The following is an 18,623-nucleotide window of genomic DNA, read 5'->3' as shown; positions in this document are numbered from 1 at the left end:
GCGCGGCACGCCGCGCCGTGCGTTCACGCCCCTTCGCCGGGGCGCCGGTCAGGAGCCTTTCTTCAACGTGCCCGCCCCACGCTTTTCCGCCCTCATCGCCCCCGCCACCCTTGCCTTTGCCGTCCTCGCGCTACCGCCCGCCGGGGCCGCAGCCTCGCAGGTCTCCGTGCGCGGCACCGACATCCTCGTGGATGGGCGCCCCTTCGTGCCCAACGGCGCCGCCGGAGAGACCCGCCTGCCCGAGCTGAAGGCGCTCGGCGCCAACGTGGTGCGCACCTACGGCCAGGAGCCGGGCGAGATCCTCGACGCCGCCCAGCGCGCGGGCCTCAAGGTCATCGTCGGCTTCTGGATGGGCCACCCCCGCCTCGGCTTCGACTATCGCAACCGGCAGGCGACGGAGGCGCAGCTCGAATCCCTGCGCCACATGGTGGAGCGCTACCGCAACCACCCCGCCCTGCTCATGTGGGGAATCGGCAACGAGGTGGAGGTGGAACTGCCGCCCGCCGAGGTGCTGGCGACCGTGTGGCCCGCCATCGAGGAAGCGGCGCGGCTGGTGAAGACCCTCGACCCCAGCCACCCCACCCTCGCCGTGGTGGCCGAGCTCGGCACCGACAAGGCCCGCCAGATCAAGGAGCTGGCGCCGTCGATCGACGTGCTCGGCGTCAACGGCTACGGCGACGGGCTGCTCACCTCCGCCACCCGCGCCCGCATGCAGGGCTGGACCGGCCCTGTGGTGCTCACGGAGATGGGCGCCCTCGGCCACTGGGAGGCGGCCAAGACGCCGTGGGGCGCCCGCGTGGAGCCCACCTCGTCCCAGAAGGCGGACGTGATGCGGCGCTATCTCACCGCCGCGAACCATGCCGGCATCGGCACCATCGTGTTCCTGTGGGGCCAGAAGCAGGAGGTGACGCCCACCTGGTACTCCCTGCTGCTGCCCACCGGCGAATGGACCGAGACGGTGGAGGTGATGGCCGACCAGTGGGACGGCAACCCGCCCGGCGGCGACAACCACGCCCCGCGCATCCTCTCATTCCGGCTCGACGGGCCGGCGGTGCTCCCCCGCAACGGCACCGTCGTGGCGCGGGTGGCGACCACCGATCCCGACGGCGATCCGCTGAAGGTGGAATGGCAGGTGATGGCGGAAAGCACCGCCCCCAGCGTCGGCGGCGACCCGCAGCCGGTGCCGCCCAGCTTTCCCGATGCGGTGCACGAGCCCCAGCCCAACGCGGCCCGCATCGGCCCCCTGCCGCCCGGAGCCTACCGCGTGTTCGTGACCGTGCGCGACGGGCGCGGCGCCGCCGCCACCGGCAACCTCCCCCTCTACGTGCGCTGACCCCTGCACCGAGGCCCGTTCCCCGCGCCACCCCGCCGAATGGGCGAGCGCCAGCGCGTTTTCGAGCGAAGCGGGGAACCGGTTCGCGAGAGGAAAACGCGTCAACTCAATACGATGGAGCGTTTCCCGCGTCCATGAAGCGGAGAAACGCTCCAGACACCATTGCGGAGAGCATGTGATGGCGAAGATCGACAGGCTGCTGGTGGGCGAGGCCCTGGTGGGCGACGGCAACGAGGTGGCGCATATCGACCTCATCATGGGGCCGCGCGGCTCGTCGGCCGAATATGCCTTCGTGAACGCCCTCACCAACAACAAGGACGGCTTCACCGCCCTGCTCGCGGTGATGGAGCCGAACCTGCTCGCCAAGCCCGCCACCGTGCTGTTCAACAAGGTGACCATCAAGGACGCGCGGCAGGCGGTGCAGATGTTCGGACCCGCGCAGCACGCCGTGGCCATGGCCCTCACCGACAGCGTGGCCGAGGGCATCATCCCCATCGAGGAGGCGGACGACGTCTTCATCTGCGTCGGCGTCTTCATCCATTGGGACGCCAGCGACGACGCGCGGATCCAGTCCTTCAACTACGAGGCCACGCGCGAGGCCATCCGCCGCGCCGTTTCCGGCACGCCCCGCCCGCAGGAGGCGGTGGCCAGGGCCGCGAGCGCCAAGCACCCCTTCGCCGCCGGCTGAAGGCGCCTCACACCGGCGGGCGCACATCCCGCGGCACTTCGTCGAGCCGCCCCGTGGGGGCGAGGTAGGCGATGAGCTGCAGCGCGCGGTCGCCGGGGGCGGCGAGCTTGGCGATGATGCCGCGCAGGGTCTTGAACTCCTGCGCCGATAGCGGCTCGAACAGGGAATCGTTGGCCGGCACCTGGACCCGTACCAGCTCGGTGAGCCGCCGCTCCGCCTCGGGCGTCACCGCGAGCACCACCCGCCGCCGGTCGTCCGGATTGACCGACTTGGTCACCAGCCCGGCGCTCACCAGCTTGTTCACCTCGAGCGTGACGAACGCCCCCGACAGGTGCAGGTGCTCGGCCACCTGGTTCACCCCGAGGTTCGGCGTGTGCTCGTTGAGGCGCGCGATGGAGGTGAGGAGGGTGTACTGCGTGCCCGACAGGCCGATCAGCGCGCCGAGCCGGTCCCGCACCTCCTCGATGACCGCGGCGAAGGCCAGCATGTCATGCAGGAGGTCGCGAAAGGCGACGTCGGAGCGCTCCACCAGGAGCGCGGGACGAGAGACCGTCAGCGGCAATGGCTTTCGCCCCTTGGCAGGCTTCAGAGACATGGAGTGGCTCTCCCCCGGCGCCCGCGTGGGCACCGGAGCGCCGACGCGTGCACTTCCAACCCGGATAATAGCTTTATTTGATAGCTATATAGTAGCACCGGTCCTCTTGGTATACCATCCGCCATCCGGCCGAGACCAATGAGCTTTCGGTAGAATGCCTCAGCGTCAGGCGCAGGCGGGGCCGGGCGGAGCCGCCCCCCGGTACGGCGCGGCCGCGCCCTATCGCTCCGGATGCACCACCACAGCCCCTCAGGCGGAGCCCCCGTCCACGGGCATGCGCAGGCCGCCGTAGGTATTCCACGGGGTTGCCACCAGCCATCCGCAGTCCACCGGCAGGTTGACGCCGGTGACGGCCGAGGCCCCCTCCCCCGCCAGGAAGGCCACCGCCCGCGCCACCTCCTCCGGCTCCACCAGCCGCTGCAGCGCGGCATTGCCCTCCAGCGCCGAAACATCGCGCTCGCCGCGCGCGACCGCCGCGCGCAGCGCCGGGGTGAGGGTGTAGCCGGGCGAGACCGCATTCACGCGCACGCCGGCCGGACCCCACTCGGCCGCAAGGCATTCGGTGAGGGCGATGACCGCCGCCTTGGCCGGCCCGTAGGCGTGCAGCGGCACCGCGCGCAGGCCGGTGATGGAGGCGATGTTGACGATGGCGCCGCGCCGCCGCGCCAGCATGGCGCGCGCGAAGGCGAGGCAGGCCACATAGGTGCCGCGCTGGTCGATGCGGATCACCTCGTCCCAGCGCGAGAGGGGCAGGTCGTGGGGCCGCTCGGGCGGCTGGAGCACGCCGGCGCTGTTCACCAGCACCGCCACCGGCCCGAGCTGCGCCTCCACCGCGGCGGCGCAGGCCTCGAGCCCCGCGGCATCGCCCACGTCGGCGAAAAAGGCGCGCCCACCCACCTCGGCGGCGAGGGCTTCGGCGGCCTCCGGCGCGCGGTCGAGCACCGCGACGCGCGCGCCCTCCTGGGCGAAGCGGCGCACGCAGGCGGCGCCGATGCCGCTGGCGCCCCCCGTGACCACCACCACGGGCGCGGAACTCGGATGCTCTGACATGGCCTTCCTCCCTTTTGTTGGGAAGGCCGATGGGTCCATTCGCCGCCGCTGTCAATGCCGCGCGGCGGAAAGAGCGGCAGGCGGGGCGCCCCCCGGCGCCCCGCAAGGCCCCTGTCACAGGGCCTCGATCAGGCGGTGGCTCAGGCCTTGGCGCGCTCGATCGCCTCGACGATCATCTTCTGGGCTTCCGCCTTGTCGCCCCAGCGGATCACCTTCACCCACTTGTTGGGCTCGAGGTCCTTGTAGTGCTCGAAGAAGTGCTCGATCTGCTTGAGCACGATCTCGGGCAGGTCGGTGTATTCGGCCACCTTCTCATAGCGCTTGGTGAGCTTGGAGACGGGCACGGCGACGATCTTCTCGTCCTGGCCGCCCTCGTCCTCCATCACCAGCACGCCCACCGGGCGCACGGCGATCACCGAGCCCGGCACCAGGGCGCGGGTATTGCAGACGAGAACGTCGGCCGGGTCGCCATCGCCAGAGAGAGTGTGGGGGATGAAGCCGTAGTTCCCGGGATAGCGCATGGAGGTATAAAGGAAGCGATCCACGAACAGAGCGCCGGACTCCTTGTCCATCTCGTACTTGATCGGCTCGCCGCCGATCGGCACCTCGATGATGACGTTGACTTCCTCCGGGGCCTTCTTCCCAGTCGGGATGGCTTCGATGCGCATGGCTTGTCTCGCTTCCAGCTTGGTCTCGCGCGGAGGCTACCCCGCGCGGGCGCTACCGCTGCCAAGCGTAGGCGATCTTGTCCAGCGTTTTCGTGCCGAACCGCTCGCTCGACGATGCGACCGGTTGCCCTCCCAGGGCGGTGTAGAAGCCCACCGCCGCCTCGTTCTCCGCGAGGGCCCACACCACCAGCCCGCCGAGCCGCGCCAGGGCGAGATCGCTGCGCGCGGAGGCGAACAGCCGCTGGCCGAAGCCCAGCCCCTGGAACTGGGGATGCAGGTAGATCTCGTAGATCTCGCCGCCATAGGGCAGCGCCTTGGCGCGGTTGCCGCCGTAGTTCACGTAGCCGGCCAGCTCGTCGCCCACCTTCAGCACATTGAGCCGGCTGCCGCGGGAAATGGCCGCCTGCCACCAGGCGGGGCCCCGCCGCTCCACCATGCGCTCCAGCTCCAGGCCGGGAATGAGCCCGCGGTAGGTGGCGCGCCAAGCCGCGTCGTGGACCGCCGAAATAGCCAGGGCATCGGCGGGCGTCGCTCTGCGGATTTCGATCACGAGCGTGCTCATGGGTGAATGGAAGCAAACCTCGCCCCATCCTTCAAGAGCCTTGCCGATCCGCGCACGGGAACGTCATTTCCACCACGCCGCCGCGCCGGCCGCCCCCGCCCGGGCGCGTGCCCCGCAATACATCCGGACGCAAAACCGCTACACACTTCCGGTGCACTTGCTCTAGCATCCGCCCGCCGCCCCACCGGCGGCCCCGCTCGTTGCTTCGCCTTCGTTTCCACTCGTTCTGAGGTCTGGCCGCCCCGTGCGCATGCTCCGGTTCATTCTCCGCTTCGTCGGCTTCTGGCTGGTGGCCGGCGGGTTCGTGGCCCTCATCGTCGACGGCACGCGCTCCATCGCCGCGTCCCGGCTGGTCTTCACCTCGGCGGGCGACGCATGGTCCGTCCTCGCCCCGCAGAACCTGGAGCTGGCGCAGGCGGAAGCCGCCGTCGCGGCGCCCTGGCTGTGGCCGCAGCTGATGGTGCCCGCCTTGTCGCTGCCCGCCTCGGTGCTGCTGGTGCTGGTGGGGCTGGTGCTGCTCGGCCTCGGCCGCCAGCGGGAGCGCTCGCGCTTCCAGGCGGGCTGAGCACGCACGAAAGGGTGAGGCGCCCACGGCGCCGCATCTCTCGCGCTCCGGCCACGCTACCCCCATATTGGAGCCCACAACACAGGGCGCGGCGCGCCGGCCGGAACCTCCGGGCGGGGCGGCCGCGCATGGGAGCCTCGCCATGTTCTACCTGAGGAAGCCCCTCGACCTGCCCACGGCGGCGGAAGCCCTGCCGGGCCGGGCCACGCCCCTTCCCACCGCCCGCACCCACGCCGTCAACGGCCACCCGCTGAAAGGCCCCTACCCCGCCGGGCTGCGCACGGCGGTGTTCGCCCTCGGCTGCTTCTGGGGCGCGGAGCGCAAGTTCTGGCAGCAGCCGGGCGTATATGTGACGGCCGTGGGCTATGTGGGCGGGCTCACGCCCAACCCCACCTATGAGGAGGTGTGCTCCGGCTTCACCGGCCATACCGAGGCGGTGCTGGTGGTGTACGACCCGGCGGCCGTGACCTACGAGGCGCTGCTGAAGCTGTTCTTCGAGGCTCACGACCCCACCCAGGGCATGCGCCAGGGCAATGACGTGGGCACGCAGTATCGCTCCGGCATCTACCTGACGGCGCACGACCAGAAGGCGCCGGCGGAAGCGGCCAAGACGGCCTACGCGGCCGCCCTCGCCGCGCGCGGTTTCGGCCCCGTCACCACCGAGATCGCGGCGATCGAAACCTTCTATTTCGCCGAGGACTATCACCAGCAGTATCTGGCGAAGAACCCCGGCGGCTATTGCGGGCTCGGCGGCACCGGCGTGGCATGTCCCATCGGCACCGGGGTCGCGGCGCAATAGCGCGGCCCGCGCAAGCCGTTCACGCCGGCTTCACGCCATAGCCGGCGAGGAACACGCGCACCCCGGCCGCCACCGTGGCGCGGATTTCCTCGGCGGTGGGCGGCCGGTTGGTGCCGAACAGCAGGCCCTTCACCAGATTGCCCTGGCACAGGTTGAAGAACTGGAACGCCGCCAGCTCGAAATCCTGCACCCTCAGGCGGCCCAGCTCGGTCTGGCGCGCCAGCAGGTCGGCGAGGCGCCGCCCGCCCTGGCAGGGCCCGGCCTCGAAGAAGGTGCGGCCGATGGCGGGGAACTGCTCGGCCGCGCCGATCACCATGCGGATGAGCCGGATGTGCTCGGGCGAGACCATCATGGTCATGAAGCTCTCGCCGATGCGCTGGAGCAGACTCTCCACATCGGGGTCGGCCGGGTCGTATTCGAACAGGCGCTCGGCCGACTTGCGGCGGTCCACCTCCACCAGGGCCTGGAACAGCTCCACCTTGCCGGCGAAATAGGAATAGATGGTCGCCTTCGAGACGCCGCTGGCGCGGGCGATCTCGTCCATGCTGGCGCCGTCGAAGCCCTTTTCGAAGAAGACCGTGCGCGCGCCGTCGATGATGGTGCGGCGCTTCGCGCTCTCCGGCTCGGCGCCTGCGCGCCCGGCGGCGGAGGCGTGCGCCTCGCCCATACTTATGTGGTTCATGTCCACCTTCCTGCCCGCCACCTTGCTTAGGGGCAGGCGGGCATCCTGTCAAAGAAATTGACTGAACGGTTTGGTTCAGTGTATCTCAGTCATCGAGAGAACTGAACCGTTCAGTTGAAATTTCCCGGCTCGGAGAAACGCCGTGTCCCAGACAACGAGGCTCGATGCGGCCGAGCGTGAAGCGGCGCCCGGCGTTACCGTCCTGAAGGCCCGCCCGGCCGAGGCCCCCGCCACCCCCGCGCCCACCACCAGCCCGCAGGATGCCCCGCCCAGGAGGTCGCGCAAGCGGCTGGTGCTCGGCGCCGTGCTCGCTTTGCTGGTGGCGGCGGGCGGCTGGTATGGTCTCCGCTGGTGGCAGGTGGGGCGGTTCGAGGTTTCCACCGACGACGCCTATGTGAGCGCCGATACCTCCCTGCTCGCCGCCAAGGTGGGTGGATACGTGAAGAGTATCGAGGTCGAGGCCAACCAGTCGGTGAAGGCCGGCGACGTGATCGCCCGCATCGACGACGGCGACTACCGGCTCGCGGTGCAGGCCGCCGCCGACAAGATCGCCACCCAGGAGGCCGCCCTCATCCGCTTCGACGAGCAGGGCAAGGCGGCGGCCGCCTCCGTGGCCCAGGCCAAGGCCCAGCTTTCCGCGGCGGAGGCCGAGCAGCAGCGCGCCACGCTGGAATTCGAGCGCCAGGACAAGCTCGCCAGCTCCAATTTCGCGAGCCGCTCGGTGCTCGACAACGCCCGTGCCGACCGCGACAAGGGCGCGGCCAGCGTGCTTTCCGCCAAGGCGGCGGTCGCCTCCGCCGAGGCGGCGCTCTCGGTTCTGAAGGCCCAGCGCACGGAGGCCGAGCGCGTGCTGGCGGAATACCGCACCGCGCGCGACCAGGCCCAGCGCGACCTCGACTTCACCGTGGTGCGCGCGCCCATCGACGGGGTGGTGGGCAACCGCGCCGTGCAGGTGGGCCAATTGGTGCAACCGGGCACGCGGCTCGCCGCCGTGGTGCCCCTCGATGCCGTGTATGTGGACGCCAACTTCAAGGAAACGCAGCTCGACCGCATCCATCCGGGCCAGAGCGCGCGCATCTATGTGGACGCCTACCCCGACCGCGACCTGACCGGCCGGGTGGCCAGCGTCTCGCCGGCCTCGGGCGCGGTGTTCTCCCTGCTGCCGCCGGAGAACGCCACCGGCAACTTCACCAAGATCGTGCAGCGCATTCCGGTGCGCATCGCCCTCGATGCCCACACCCTGGAGGGCCACCGGCTGCGGCCCGGCATGTCCGTGACCGCCGTGGTGGATACCCGCGCCGGCACGGCCGGGCAGCCCTGAGCCCGCCCGACGGGAGAAGAGGAATGTCCGCCACCACCCACGCCGCCCCGGCGGCGGGCCACGGCATGGAGACGAGGCGCATGGTCGCCTTCCTCTCCATGGTGTTCGGCATGTTCATGGCGATCCTGGACATCCAGATCGTCTCGGCCTCGCTGGCGGAGATCCAGGCCGGGCTCGCGGCCTCGTCGGACGAAATCTCCTGGGTGCAGACCAGCTACCTCATCGCCGAGGTGGTGATGATCCCGCTCTCGGGCTTCCTGTCGCGGGCGCTCTCCACCCGCTGGCTGTTCGCCGCCTCCGCCACCGGCTTCACGGTGATGAGCTTCATGTGCGCGACGGCCACCTCCATCGAGCAGATGATCCTTTATCGCGCGCTCCAGGGCTTCCTGGGCGGCGGCATGATCCCCACCGTGTTCGCTGCGGCCTATTCGGTGTTCCCGCGCGAGAAGCAGCCCATCGTCGCGCCCATGATCGGCCTCGTGGCGACGCTGGCGCCCACCATCGGCCCCACCGTGGGCGGCTATCTCACCGACCTGTTCTCCTGGCACTGGCTGTTCCTGGTGAACGTGGTGCCGGGCATCTTCGTCATCCTGCTGACCGTCACGCTGGTGGACTTCGACGAGCCGGACTTCTCCCTGCTCGACCGCTTCGACTGGTGGGGCCTGCTGTTCATGGCCGGCTTCCTCGGCAGCCTCGAATACGTGCTGGAGGAAGGCCCCACCAACGACTGGTTCGAGGACAATTCCATCCTCGTGTTCGCCATCGTGTGCGCGGTGTCGTCTGTGGCCTTCTTCGCGCGGGTGCTGATGGCGTCCCACCCGGTGGTGGACATCAAGGCGTTCGTGAACCGCAACTTCGCCATCGGCTCGGCCTTCAGCTTCGTGCTGGGCATCGGGCTCTACGGGCTCACCTATCTCTACCCCATCTTCCTCGGCCGGGTGCGGGGCTATTCGGCGCTGCAGATCGGCGAGACCATGTTCGTCACCGGCGTCGCCATGTTCCTCACCGCGCCCATCGCCGGGCGGCTGATGACGAAGCTCGACCCGCGCGTCATGATGGGCGTGGCGTTCGCCGGCTTCGCCCTCGGCACCTGGTGGATCACCTTCATCACCAAGGACTGGGACTTCTGGGAGCTCGTCATCCCGCAGATCCTGCGCGGCACCTCGCTGATGCTGGCGATGATCCCCATCAACAACATCTCCCTCGGCACCCTGCCGCCGGACCAGCTGAAGAACGCCTCGGGCCTGTTCAACCTCACGCGCAACCTCGGCGGCGCGGTGGGCCTCGCGCTCATCAACACGGTACTGAACCACCGCTGGGACCTGCACCTCGCGCGCCTGCACGAGAGCGTGCAGTGGGGCAGCGCCGCCGCCGTGGAGCGGCTCGACGGGCTCACCGCCACCTTCTCCGCCCTCGGCTCCAACGCCACCGACGCGGCCCTGAAGCAGCTCGCCCTGCTGGTGCGCCAGCAGGCGCTGGTCATGGCGTTCGCGGACGTGTTCGCCCTGCTCACTGTGCTGTTCCTGTGTCTGGTGGCGGCCGCGCCCCTGATGCGCCGTCCCAAGCCCGGCGGAGGCGGGGGCGGCGGCCACTGAGGCCGGCGGCGCGGGCCCTTGGGGCTTCTCAGGCCCGCACCTCCGCGCACAGCAGGTCGTAATTCTCCACCACGATGCACTGGCGGCTCACCGAGATGAGGCCGCGCTTCTGGAACTTGTCGAGGGTCATGGTCACCCACTGGCGGGTGGCGCCGACGATGGCGGCGAGCTGGTCGTGGGTGAGCTTGCGCTCGATGACGAGGCGGTTGCCCTCGCGCCGGCTCGAGGTGTCCGCGAAGATGACCAGCAATTGCGCGAGGCGCTCCGTGACCGAGCGGGTGCCGAGCATCTGCACCAGGGCGGAATAGCACTTGCCCTTCGCCACCAGCCCCTCGATGAGGCAGATGGCGAAGCGGGGCATGGTCTCCGCCAGCAGGCGGATCTTGGCGCCGGTGAGGTAGAGCACCTCCGCGTCGTCGTGCACGTCGGCGGACCACACGTGGCTGCCGCCGCCGAACACTTCCGGCCCGCCCACGAAATGGCCGGGAGTCCACAAGGCGAGGGTGATCTCGCGGCCGGTGGGGCTCACGTAGAAGGTGCGCACCGTGCCGCGCTCGATGAGCCAGATGCCGGCGTGGGTGTCGCCCTGGCGGAACAGGCTCTCGCCGGCGGAAAGCGTGCGCGGCGCGCCGGCCGCGCGCAGCTCGGCGATCTCGCCGGGGGTCAGGCGCTGGAGGAAGTCCGCGCCGGCGTTGAGATCGGTCGGCTCCTCGCTGAGGAAGACCGCGGAGAGGGAGGCCTCGTTCTGCCGGAGTGCGCCGATGCGGCGTTCCATGTCGCTCACCGCGCCCTCACTGGCTCTGCTGCGCGAAGGCCCTGAGGCTCTCCGCGCGGATGCGCTCGTGGCAGGCGCGCTTCAGCTCCATGAAGGCGTCGGTGGTGGCCATCTCCTGGCTGCGCGGGCGCGGCAGGCTCACCTTCAGGTCGGCGATCACCGAGCCGGGGCTGGCGCTCATGATGACGATGCGGTCGGCGAGGAAGATGGCCTCGTCCACGTCGTGGGTCACGAACACCACGGTGATGCCGAAGGCGCTCCAGATCTCCAGCAGGCTCTCCTGCATCATCAGCCGGGTCTGGGCGTCGAGGGCGCCGAAGGGCTCGTCCATCAGCAGCACGCTCGGCGAATTGGCCAGCGCGCGGGCGATGCCCACGCGCTGCTGCATGCCGCCGGAAAGCTCGGCCGGATAGGCGTTCGCGAACCGGGCGAGGCCCACCATCTCCAGGAAGGTGTCGCCGATGGTCTTCAGCTCCTGCGCCGGGCGCCCGGCCACCTTGGGCCCGAACACGATGTTCTCGCGGATGGTCTTCCAGGGGAACAGCGAATACTGCTGGAATACCATGCCCCGCTCGGGGCCCGGCCCGCGCACCGGCTCGTCGTCCACGATCACCTCGCCCGTGGAAGGGCGCACGTAGCCGGCGATGGACGAGAGCAGCGTGGACTTGCCGCAGCCCGAGGGGCCGAGGATGCACACGAACTCGCCGGGCTTGATGTCGAGGCTGGTCTCCATCACCGCATGGTGCATCTTGCGGCCCTGGCCGAAGGTGATGGCGACACCGTCCACGCGGATGCGGCCACGCCCCGCGCTGGAGCGCCGCCCGCCGATGCCGGCAAGACGATCAGTGAAGGACACGACTTCTTCCATGGTCCTGGCTCCGGATGCTGTTGCGGTGGCTGGGGCGTTCCCGCGCGAGGCGGGTGCCGGTTCGCGCGGGGAAAACGGGTCGATGCGGAAACGAAGGAGCGCCCTGGGCGCTCCGGGCGCGGTCAGCGCGCGCGGCGCTGCCACTTCAGGAACGGCCGCGCCGCCACGCGCACCAAAGCGGTGGAAATGGTGCCGAGCGCGCCCGTCACCAGCATGCCGACGATGATGTCGGGATAGTCCACCAGCGAATAGGCGTTCCAGGTGAAGTAGCCGATGCCGTACTGGCCGGAGATGATCTCGCCCGCCAGCAGCGAGAACCAGCTCACCCCCATGCCCACCGCGAGGCCGGTGACGATGCTGGGCAGCGCCGCCGGCAGGATGACGTTCCAGAAGATCTGGAGCTGCGAGGCGCCGAGGGATTTCGCCGCCCGCACCAGCACCGCCGGGGTCTGCTCCACCCCCTGCATGGTGTTGATGACGACGGGGAACAGCGCGCCCAGGAAAGTGATGAAGGCGATGGAGGCCTCGTCGGTGGGCCACATCAGGATGGCGAGCGGAATCCAGGCCACCGCCGGGATCGGCCGCATGATCTCGATATAGGGCGCGAACAGCGCCGCCCCGAACTTCGAACGCCCCATCAGCGTGCCGAGCGCAATGCCGATGACCGCCGCGCTGACGAAGCCGGCGGCGATGCGCAGCACGGAGACCTCGATGTGCACGTAGAAGACAGGATCGAACAGGTGCTTCATGAAGGCCGCGAACACGAGGCCCGGGCGCGGCACGTTCGAGAAATTGATGAAGAAGTTGACCTTGTTCACGCTGAGCACGTGCCACAGGCCGATGCCGATGGCGAGGCCGATGGTGCCCACCACGAGGCCGTAGGCCTTGGCCTGGAACCAGGCCAGGATGGCGTTCACCCCGGCCCGGACGGGCCCCACGCGCCGCGGCCGGCCGCCGCCCGCGGCCTCGCGCGCGCCCTGCCCCGCCGCCCCCGCGCGGGGCGCCGCCGGGGCGTTTTCGAGGGAAACGGAAACCGGCACGGCGTAAGCCACCTCGTGTTTCAAAGCGTTTTGCATGGAACGACACGTCCTGAAGCGAAATTTCGGGGCGAAGTTTCTGAAAAACGAGAGCCGAAGCGCGGCGCGGACAGGCCGCGCCGCGCCGTTGCTCACGAGGCGATGGCTTCCCAGCCCACCACCTTGCCGCCGGAACTCTTGGCGAAGGCCTCGGCATCGCCCTTCTTCATGAAGGCGGTGAGGGCGCCGTCCTTGCCCTCCACGAAGAAGGCCACCTTGCCGAACAGCTTGAGGCCGCTCGCCTGGTCGTAGACATAGGTGGCGAGCACGCTCTTGCCGTCGGCCTTGGCCTTCCTGGCGGCCTCCGTCAGGGCCTCCACGCTGTCGAGCTTGGTGACGCCGGCGCCGTCGATCCAGATTTCGGCGGGCTTGAGGCCGGGGGCGCCCGGCCTGGAGGAGACGACCTCCTTCACCGCCGCGTCATAGTCCTTGCCGCGGGCCTTGTAGGCCGCCTTCACATAGGTCGGGTCCACCCAGCGGCCGAAGTCGAGAGGGGTGAGGCCGGTCTCCTTGGCCAGCAGCGCATGATCATACTTCAGCGCGTCCACCCACTGCGGCTTGATGGAAGCCTCGAAGGTGGAGATGCCGCCCTGGCTGAAGTAGAGGTAGAGCACCTCCTTCTCGATGCCGGTCCATTCGGAGACCTTGATGGCGGCCTCCACCGGGTCCTTGGCGATCCAGTCCTGGGCCTCCATGGTGGCCTCGATATAGGCCTGGACCAGCTCCGGATACTTGTCGGCGAAGTCCTTCAGCACCACCGTGCCGTGGAAGGTGGGAATGCCCGCCTCGCTGCCGTCGAAGATCTTGCGGCCGGTGCCGCGGAACTCCATCACCTCCGACCAGGGGCAGAAGTCGGCATGGGCGTCGATCTTGTCCTGGGCGATGGCGGCGACGCCCACCGGCGGGGCCTGGTTCTGGATCTTCACGTCCTCGAAGATCCCGGCATCGCGCAACGCCTTCAGCGTCATGCCCCAGGCGGCGCTGCCGACGGGGGTGGAGATGCTCTTGCCCTTGAGCTGGCCCAGCTCGTAGACGTCCGACTTCACGGGCACCACGATGCCGTTGCCGGTGCCCTTCAGGTTGTAGCCGGTGACGGCGATGAAGCGGGTTTCCGCATTGCCGGCGGCCTGGAACTTGGCGCCGTTCACGATCAGCGGATAGTCGCCCATCACGCCGAAGGCGAGCTTGCCGGCCAGCATCTGGTTGGTGATGGGCGGGCCGGACGTGTAGTCCTGGAACACGACCTTGTAGTCGGCGTCCTTGTACTTGCCGTCATGGGGCAGGTGCTTTTCGAGAAGGCCCAGCTTCTCGAGGATGATGCCGCCGGGAACGGTGTTGGTCACGGTGCTCTGGTGGCCGATGCCGATCTCGATCGTCTCGGCGAGCGCGGGGGCGCTCATGAGCGCCGCGAGGGCTACGCCAAAGAGCATCGAATGATGTCGCATGTCTGATCCCTCGAAAGCTGCACTTGTCCTAAAACGCCTCCCAAGAGGCGCAACAGGCGTGCCATCGACGTCGTGCATGCCGGCGCTGGAGTTGGAAAAGGTCCAGAAAACAAGGCGAAAGGCGGTAACACCTCGCGATGACGCTGGGTGAATGCCCGCCATTTCATCGCTGCCTGTTGCTCAAGCATGGCGCAGTTGGTGTCCGCTTGAGCAGCCCGTGCCCGCCCCCGATAATACAAGTTCGCCGGATCGATCCGCCCTTCCCGCCCGCAGTCGCGGGACCGCGCGGCCCACCCCGGACGGAGCGGACAGGCGCATGCGCATGCAAGAGAATCGGGAAGTGGAGCGCCTTTGCGGGGCATACGGCCCCGCCACGCGCCACCGGCACGCCCGACCCTGGAAGCATGGGCGGGCACCGGCGATTCGTCAATATATTCGATAATTTTAGTTGATTTTATGTCGCCGCAGGAACGGGCCGGTCACCAGCGCGGAATGCGGGCCTTGAAGCGATGGTTGCCGGCGGGCGCGTAGAGGTTCTCGAAGTCGATGGGCCGGCCGTCCATGGCGTGGGTCAGCCGCTCGATATGGATCACCGGCGCGCCCGGCTTCAAAGGCAGGTGAGCGCACAGCTCGGCATCGGCCTCCACCACGCTCATGGTGATGTCGGCGAAGCCGATCTCGATGCCGAGGTCGGTCTCGATGAGCTTGAAGATGTCCACGCGCTGGAGATCGAGGCCGAGCAGCGGGCGGCCCACGTCGAGCGGGAAATAGCTGATGTCCACCGACATGGTCACGCTGGCGGCGATCCGGAGGCGCTCGATCCGCACCACCTCCTCGCCCCGCCGGGTGCCGAAGGCACGCGCCACCGCCGCCGGGGCCTCCACCACCGCCGCGCCGAGCACCTCCGAGCGGGTGGCGATGCCGAGCGGCTCCATCATCTCGCCGAAGCCCTGGAGCCGGCCGAGATCCTGCATGGCGCTGATGGCGCGGACGAAATAGCCCTTGCCCTGGTGCGCGGTGACGAGCCCACTCTCCCGCAGCAGGTCCAGCGCCTGGCGCACGGTGATGCGGCTGACGGCGAACCTCTGGGCCAGCTCGTTCTCGCTGGGCAAGGCGTCGCCGGGCCGGAAGCGCCCCTCCAGCACGCCGCGCAGCAGCCATTCCTTCAGCTCGAGGTATTTCGGCACGCGGGGCTTGGGGCCGGAGGGCTCGGAACCGGCACTCCCGGCGCCGGACGGCCGGGATATGGGCGGTTTGGAAATGGGGGCCTGAGAGATGGGCGGCTTGGAGATCGGCACCTCGGGCGCCGCGATCCGTGAACCCGCAGTCGTGGGACCAGCCACCCTGGGACCTGCCACCTTGGGACCTGCCACCCTGGATGCCGCAATTCTGGGCGTGCCGATCCTGGCGGGGTCCGCCTCCGCGCAGGGCGTGGCGGAGGGGGAAACGGCAATGCGCGACGCAGGTCCGGCGCTCGGCGGCATCTTCGGTCCGGTGGGCGGAATGGCGAGCCTCCCGATCCTTGCCCCGCAAGGGCCCTCACATCCTGCGCCGGACGGCGAGGCCGGCGCGCGCCGCAGCCGCGCCGGCCTCAAGCGCCGACTATTCTATCCGACCGAGCGCCCAGCGCACGTTCTTTCGGACATCGGGGTCGGGGTCGTCGACATAGCGCTCCAGGAAGGGCCGCGCGGCAGGGGTCGCGATCTCGCCCAGGGCGGCGGCCGCTTCCTTGCGCAGGTTGCTGATGCCGTCCTCCAGGCAGCCCGCGATCTGCGGCACCGCCTCCGCCGCCTTGAGCAGGCCGAGGGCGCGCACGATCTTCACCCGCACCTGCCATTCCGGATCGTCGAAGGCGGCGATCAGCGGCGCCACGGCGCGGGCGAAGCGGCCCTTGCCCAGGATCTCCGCCGCCACCTCGCGCACCGACCAGTCGGCATCGGAAAGCGCGCGGATCAACGCTTCCGCCGCGTGGCCGGAGCGCGAGAAGCCAAGCGCCCCCACCGCCGTGCGGCGCACCTCGGCATGGGCATCGCGCGCGCAGGCGATGAGCGCCGGCAGCGTCTCCTCTACCTTCAGGTAGCCGACCACGCCGAGCGCCTCCACCCGCACGCGCGGCTCGGCGTCGTCCAGCGCCCGCAGGGCCAGCGGCAGCGCGTCCGGCCGGCGCAGCTCCTTGATGCCGCGCAGGGCGCCGGCGCGCACGAACGCATCCTCATGGGCGATGAGGGGGAAGATGGGATCGGCCGCCGCCGGGTCCTTCAGCTCGGCGAGGCTGTCGGCGGAGGCGCGGGCCACGCGATGGTCCTTGTCCACGAGGCCGACCGCCAGCATCTCCGCCGTCTCGCGCCCGTCGAACTCGCCGAGGGCGATGGCGGCCTGCAGGCGCACTTCCGGCACCACGTCGCGCAGCGCGGAACCGATCAGCGCCACCGCCCCCGGCTCGGCCGTGTCGGCCAGCTCCATCACCGCCACCCGGCGCACGCTCGGGTCGGCGTCGCGCAGCTTCTCCGCAAGTTCGTCGAGGTCGCTGAACGCCTCGAAGGGCTCGAACGTCATGGCGCGCCTCACTTGAGCAGGTAGGGGATGTTGACGGTGACGGCGCCGGTGGGGCAATCCGCCTCGCACGGCATGCAATACCAGCACTCGTCGAACTTCATGTAGGCCTTGCCGGTCAGCTCGGAGATGCGCAGCACGTCGAGCGGGCAGACATCGACGCAGACCGTGCAGCCCTTGTCGGCGATGCACTTGTCCTCGTCGACGAGGACGGGAACCGTGGTGGACGTATTGGCCAGAGGCATGGGGCAGTTCCTTTTCTCGACTTCAGATCACGCCGACGTTCATGCCTTGGCGGTGATGCGCTGCTTGTAGTAGGCGTCCTTCTCGTCGTCGGAGATGGGGACGATGTAGGGCTGGATCGCGCGCTTCTCGCAGCCCATGGAACCGTCCTCCTGCTTGCCCAGCAGGACGTGGCACTTCCAGTCCTGGTCGTTGTGCCCGGGGTAGTCCGTGCGCCAGTGGTAGAGGCCCCAGCGGCTCTCGGTGCGGTAGAGCGAGGCGCAGGCCGCCATGTCGGCGCAGTCGAGGATGGAGGAAACCTCCATGGCGCGCATCAGCTCGTGGGCGTCGCGGGCCATCATGGCCCCCTCCATGTCCTCGCGCACCTCGGCGAAGCGCTGCTGCGCCAGCTCGTATTTCTTGGTCACCTTCGGCGGCTGCAGGTAATCGTTCACGAGGCGCCGCACCTTGTACTCGATCTGGTTGGGCGGAATGCCGTCCTCGCGCCTGGTCGGCGCCAGCACGCGCTCCTGCTCGGCCAGCACGTCGGCGCGGTCGTAGGCGTCGAGATCCACGTCCTTGCAGAAGTCGATGGCGTCCTCGCCGGCGATGGCGCCGTTGGTGAAGGCGCCCAGCATGTAGTTGTGCGGCACGCTCGCCATGTCGCCAGCGGCGTAGAGGCCGGGCACCGTGGTGCGGGCGAACTCGTCCACGAACACGCCGGAGGCCGAGTGGCCGGAGCAGAAGCCGATTTCCGAGATGTGCATCTCGATCATGGTTTCCGAATAGCGGGTGCCGCGCTGCTCATGGAACCGCCCGCGCGAGGGCCGCTCCACCGTGTGCAGGATCTGCTCGATATGGTCGGCGGTCTCCTTCTTGAGGTGGTTGAGGCGCAGGAACACCGGCCCGTTTCCGGATTGCAGCTCCTTGTAGAACTCCTGCATCATCTGGCCGGACCAGTAATCGCACTCGATGAAGCGCTCGCCGTTCGCATTGGCGGTGTATCCGCCGAAGGGACCGGCCACATAGGCGCAGGCCGGGCCGTTGTAGTCCTTGATAAGCGGGTTGATCTGGAAGCATTCGAGGTTCGCGAGCTTCGCTCCGGCGTGATAGGCCATGGCATAGCCCTCGCCGGAATTGGCGGCGTTCTCGTAGGTTCCGAACAGATAGCCCGAGGTCGGCAGGCCCAGCCGGCCGGCGGCGCCCATGCTCATGATGACGGTCTTGGCGCGCACCACCAGGAACTCGGCGGTGCGGGTGTTCACCGCGATGGCGCCGGCGATGCGGCCCGATTTGCCGGTGAGGAGGCGGGTCGCCATGTAGCGGTTGGAGATGAGGATGCGGGCGCGGCGGAGCTGGCGGTAGAGCGCCTTCTTCACCGTCTCGCCATTGGGCATGGGCAGCACGTAGGTGCCCATGTGGTGCACCTTCTTGACGTCGTAGTCGCCGTTCTCGTCCTTCTGGAAGCGGATGCCGAAGCGGTCCAGTTCCTGGATCATCTCGAAGCAGTTCTCGGCGTATTTGAGCACCGCCGCCTGGTCGACGATGCCGTCGTTGGCGATGGTGATCTCCTTCGTATACTGCTCGGGCGTCGAATGGCCGGGAATGACCGCGTTGTTGAGCCCGTCCATGCCCATGGAGATGGCGCCGGAGCGCTTCACATTGGCCTTCTCCAGCAGCACCACCTTGGCGTCGGGGTTCTTCATCTTCGCCTTGTAGGCCGCCATGGGGCCGGCGGTGCCGCCGCCGATGACCAGCACATCGCAGTCGATTTCCGAAAGTCCGGCCGTGATCTCGTCCACGCGAGCCTCCTTCACATCCATGTT

At 69.1% G+C, this 18,623-nt stretch carries 19 protein-coding genes; 6 read left to right on the top strand and 13 right to left on the bottom strand.

Going from position 1 to position 18,623, the window contains the following annotated elements:
• Positions 1-67 precede the first annotated feature (67 nt).
• Both V5F75_RS06650 and fae read left to right on the top strand, forming a co-directional pair.
• A complete protein-coding gene (locus tag V5F75_RS06650; protein ID WP_394035941.1) occupies positions 68-1,333 on the top strand; it encodes a glycoside hydrolase family 2 TIM barrel-domain containing protein in 1,266 nt (421 codons plus the stop codon).
• 178 nt (positions 1,334-1,511) lie between these two features.
• The gene (gene fae, locus V5F75_RS06645; protein ID WP_394035943.1) at positions 1,512-2,021 is read left to right on the top strand and encodes a formaldehyde-activating enzyme; all 510 of its coding nucleotides are present in this window, start codon (positions 1,512-1,514) and stop codon (positions 2,019-2,021) included.
• A 7-nt stretch (positions 2,022-2,028) separates the two neighbouring features.
• Here the strand turns inward: fae and V5F75_RS06640 are convergent, their stop codons facing one another.
• The 4 genes from V5F75_RS06640 to V5F75_RS06625 form a co-directional block, all read right to left on the bottom strand.
• Positions 2,029-2,616, bottom strand: a complete 588-nt coding sequence (locus tag V5F75_RS06640) for a MarR family winged helix-turn-helix transcriptional regulator (RefSeq protein WP_394035945.1) — start codon at positions 2,614-2,616, stop codon at positions 2,029-2,031.
• A gap of 249 nt (positions 2,617-2,865) precedes the next feature.
• Positions 2,866-3,666, bottom strand: a complete 801-nt coding sequence (locus tag V5F75_RS06635; protein ID WP_394035947.1) for an SDR family NAD(P)-dependent oxidoreductase — start codon at positions 3,664-3,666, stop codon at positions 2,866-2,868.
• A gap of 140 nt (positions 3,667-3,806) precedes the next feature.
• Positions 3,807-4,334, bottom strand: a complete 528-nt coding sequence (gene ppa, locus V5F75_RS06630) for an inorganic diphosphatase (RefSeq protein WP_393987779.1) — start codon at positions 4,332-4,334, stop codon at positions 3,807-3,809.
• Positions 4,335-4,386: 52 nt separating this feature from the next.
• Positions 4,387-4,896, bottom strand: coding sequence for a GNAT family N-acetyltransferase (locus tag V5F75_RS06625; RefSeq protein WP_394035949.1), 510 nt, complete (start codon positions 4,894-4,896; stop codon positions 4,387-4,389).
• Positions 4,897-5,140: 244 nt separating this feature from the next.
• Here V5F75_RS06625 and V5F75_RS06620 point away from each other — a divergent pair, with 244 nt between their 5' ends.
• Both V5F75_RS06620 and msrA read left to right on the top strand, forming a co-directional pair.
• Complete coding sequence (locus tag V5F75_RS06620; protein ID WP_509212148.1) at positions 5,141-5,461, top strand: hypothetical protein; 321 nt, start codon at positions 5,141-5,143, stop codon at positions 5,459-5,461.
• Positions 5,462-5,603: 142 nt separating this feature from the next.
• The gene (msrA, locus tag V5F75_RS06615; RefSeq protein WP_394035953.1) at positions 5,604-6,260 is read left to right on the top strand and encodes a peptide-methionine (S)-S-oxide reductase MsrA; all 657 of its coding nucleotides are present in this window, start codon (positions 5,604-5,606) and stop codon (positions 6,258-6,260) included.
• 19 nt (positions 6,261-6,279) lie between these two features.
• Here the strand turns inward: msrA and V5F75_RS06610 are convergent, their stop codons facing one another.
• Positions 6,280-6,942 carry a TetR/AcrR family transcriptional regulator gene (locus tag V5F75_RS06610; protein ID WP_394035955.1) on the bottom strand — a complete coding sequence of 221 codons (663 nt, stop codon included), beginning with the start codon at positions 6,940-6,942 and terminating at the stop codon, positions 6,280-6,282.
• Positions 6,943-7,084: 142 nt separating this feature from the next.
• On the opposite strand from V5F75_RS06610, the gene V5F75_RS06605 reads away from it, so the two are divergent.
• Together V5F75_RS06605 and V5F75_RS06600 are read left to right on the top strand one after the other, a co-directional pair.
• The gene (locus V5F75_RS06605) at positions 7,085-8,263 is read left to right on the top strand and encodes an HlyD family secretion protein (RefSeq protein WP_394035957.1); all 1,179 of its coding nucleotides are present in this window, start codon (positions 7,085-7,087) and stop codon (positions 8,261-8,263) included.
• Positions 8,264-8,286: 23 nt separating this feature from the next.
• Positions 8,287-9,858, top strand: coding sequence for a DHA2 family efflux MFS transporter permease subunit (locus V5F75_RS06600; RefSeq protein ID WP_394035959.1), 1,572 nt, complete (start codon positions 8,287-8,289; stop codon positions 9,856-9,858).
• A gap of 28 nt (positions 9,859-9,886) precedes the next feature.
• Here V5F75_RS06600 and V5F75_RS06595 read toward each other — a convergent pair whose 3' ends face one another.
• The 8 genes from V5F75_RS06595 to V5F75_RS06560 all read right to left on the bottom strand — a co-directional run bounded on the left by V5F75_RS06595 (position 9,887) and on the right by V5F75_RS06560 (position 18,620).
• Positions 9,887-10,633 carry a Crp/Fnr family transcriptional regulator gene (locus V5F75_RS06595; RefSeq protein ID WP_394036035.1) on the bottom strand — a complete coding sequence of 249 codons (747 nt, stop codon included), beginning with the start codon at positions 10,631-10,633 and terminating at the stop codon, positions 9,887-9,889.
• A 16-nt stretch (positions 10,634-10,649) separates the two neighbouring features.
• Positions 10,650-11,501, bottom strand: coding sequence for an ABC transporter ATP-binding protein (locus V5F75_RS06590; RefSeq protein ID WP_394035961.1), 852 nt, complete (start codon positions 11,499-11,501; stop codon positions 10,650-10,652).
• A 122-nt stretch (positions 11,502-11,623) separates the two neighbouring features.
• A complete protein-coding gene (locus tag V5F75_RS06585; protein WP_509212147.1) occupies positions 11,624-12,553 on the bottom strand; it encodes an ABC transporter permease subunit in 930 nt (309 codons plus the stop codon).
• Between the two features lie 116 nt (positions 12,554-12,669).
• Positions 12,670-14,007, bottom strand: a complete 1,338-nt coding sequence (locus tag V5F75_RS06580) for an ABC transporter substrate-binding protein (protein ID WP_509212146.1) — start codon at positions 14,005-14,007, stop codon at positions 12,670-12,672.
• A gap of 494 nt (positions 14,008-14,501) precedes the next feature.
• Positions 14,502-15,209: a GntR family transcriptional regulator gene (locus tag V5F75_RS06575; protein ID WP_394035967.1), complete on the bottom strand. Its 708-nt coding sequence runs from the start codon at positions 15,207-15,209 to the stop codon at positions 14,502-14,504.
• Between the two features lie 415 nt (positions 15,210-15,624).
• Positions 15,625-16,578 (bottom strand): HEAT repeat domain-containing protein, encoded by a 954-nt coding sequence (locus tag V5F75_RS06570; RefSeq protein ID WP_394035969.1) that lies wholly within the window; start codon positions 16,576-16,578, stop codon positions 15,625-15,627.
• Between the two features lie 8 nt (positions 16,579-16,586).
• Positions 16,587-16,820, bottom strand: a complete 234-nt coding sequence (locus V5F75_RS06565; RefSeq protein ID WP_394035971.1) for a 4Fe-4S dicluster domain-containing protein — start codon at positions 16,818-16,820, stop codon at positions 16,587-16,589.
• Positions 16,821-16,859: 39 nt separating this feature from the next.
• Positions 16,860-18,620 (bottom strand): fumarate reductase/succinate dehydrogenase flavoprotein subunit, encoded by a 1,761-nt coding sequence (locus V5F75_RS06560; protein WP_394040950.1) that lies wholly within the window; start codon positions 18,618-18,620, stop codon positions 16,860-16,862.
• Positions 18,621-18,623: the final 3 nt, after the last annotated feature.

This window comes from Xanthobacter albus (assembly GCF_043194895.2).
Taxonomy (GTDB): domain Bacteria; phylum Pseudomonadota; class Alphaproteobacteria; order Rhizobiales; family Xanthobacteraceae; genus Xanthobacter.
This window is presented reverse-complemented; position numbering and strand designations above follow the sequence as displayed.

Coding starts and splice junctions, on each gene's coding strand:
- fae (WP_394035943.1), top strand. CDS start 1,512: ATGGCGAAGATCGACAGGCTGCTGGTGGGCGAGGCCCTGGTGGGCGAC.
- V5F75_RS06640 (WP_394035945.1), bottom strand. CDS start 2,616: ATGTCTCTGAAGCCTGCCAAGGGGCGAAAGCCATTGCCGCTGACGGTC.
- V5F75_RS06635 (WP_394035947.1), bottom strand. CDS start 3,666: ATGTCAGAGCATCCGAGTTCCGCGCCCGTGGTGGTGGTCACGGGGGGC.
- ppa (WP_393987779.1), bottom strand. CDS start 4,334: ATGCGCATCGAAGCCATCCCGACTGGGAAGAAGGCCCCGGAGGAAGTC.
- V5F75_RS06625 (WP_394035949.1), bottom strand. CDS start 4,896: ATGAGCACGCTCGTGATCGAAATCCGCAGAGCGACGCCCGCCGATGCC.
- msrA (WP_394035953.1), top strand. CDS start 5,604: ATGTTCTACCTGAGGAAGCCCCTCGACCTGCCCACGGCGGCGGAAGCC.
- V5F75_RS06610 (WP_394035955.1), bottom strand. CDS start 6,942: ATGAACCACATAAGTATGGGCGAGGCGCACGCCTCCGCCGCCGGGCGC.
- V5F75_RS06600 (WP_394035959.1), top strand. CDS start 8,287: ATGTCCGCCACCACCCACGCCGCCCCGGCGGCGGGCCACGGCATGGAG.
- V5F75_RS06595 (WP_394036035.1), bottom strand. CDS start 10,633: ATGGAACGCCGCATCGGCGCACTCCGGCAGAACGAGGCCTCCCTCTCC.
- V5F75_RS06590 (WP_394035961.1), bottom strand. CDS start 11,501: ATGGAAGAAGTCGTGTCCTTCACTGATCGTCTTGCCGGCATCGGCGGG.
- V5F75_RS06580 (WP_509212146.1), bottom strand. CDS start 14,007: ATGCTCTTTGGCGTAGCCCTCGCGGCGCTCATGAGCGCCCCCGCGCTC.
- V5F75_RS06570 (WP_394035969.1), bottom strand. CDS start 16,578: ATGACGTTCGAGCCCTTCGAGGCGTTCAGCGACCTCGACGAACTTGCG.
- V5F75_RS06565 (WP_394035971.1), bottom strand. CDS start 16,820: ATGCCTCTGGCCAATACGTCCACCACGGTTCCCGTCCTCGTCGACGAG.
- V5F75_RS06560 (WP_394040950.1), bottom strand. CDS start 18,620: ATGGATGTGAAGGAGGCTCGCGTGGACGAGATCACGGCCGGACTTTCG.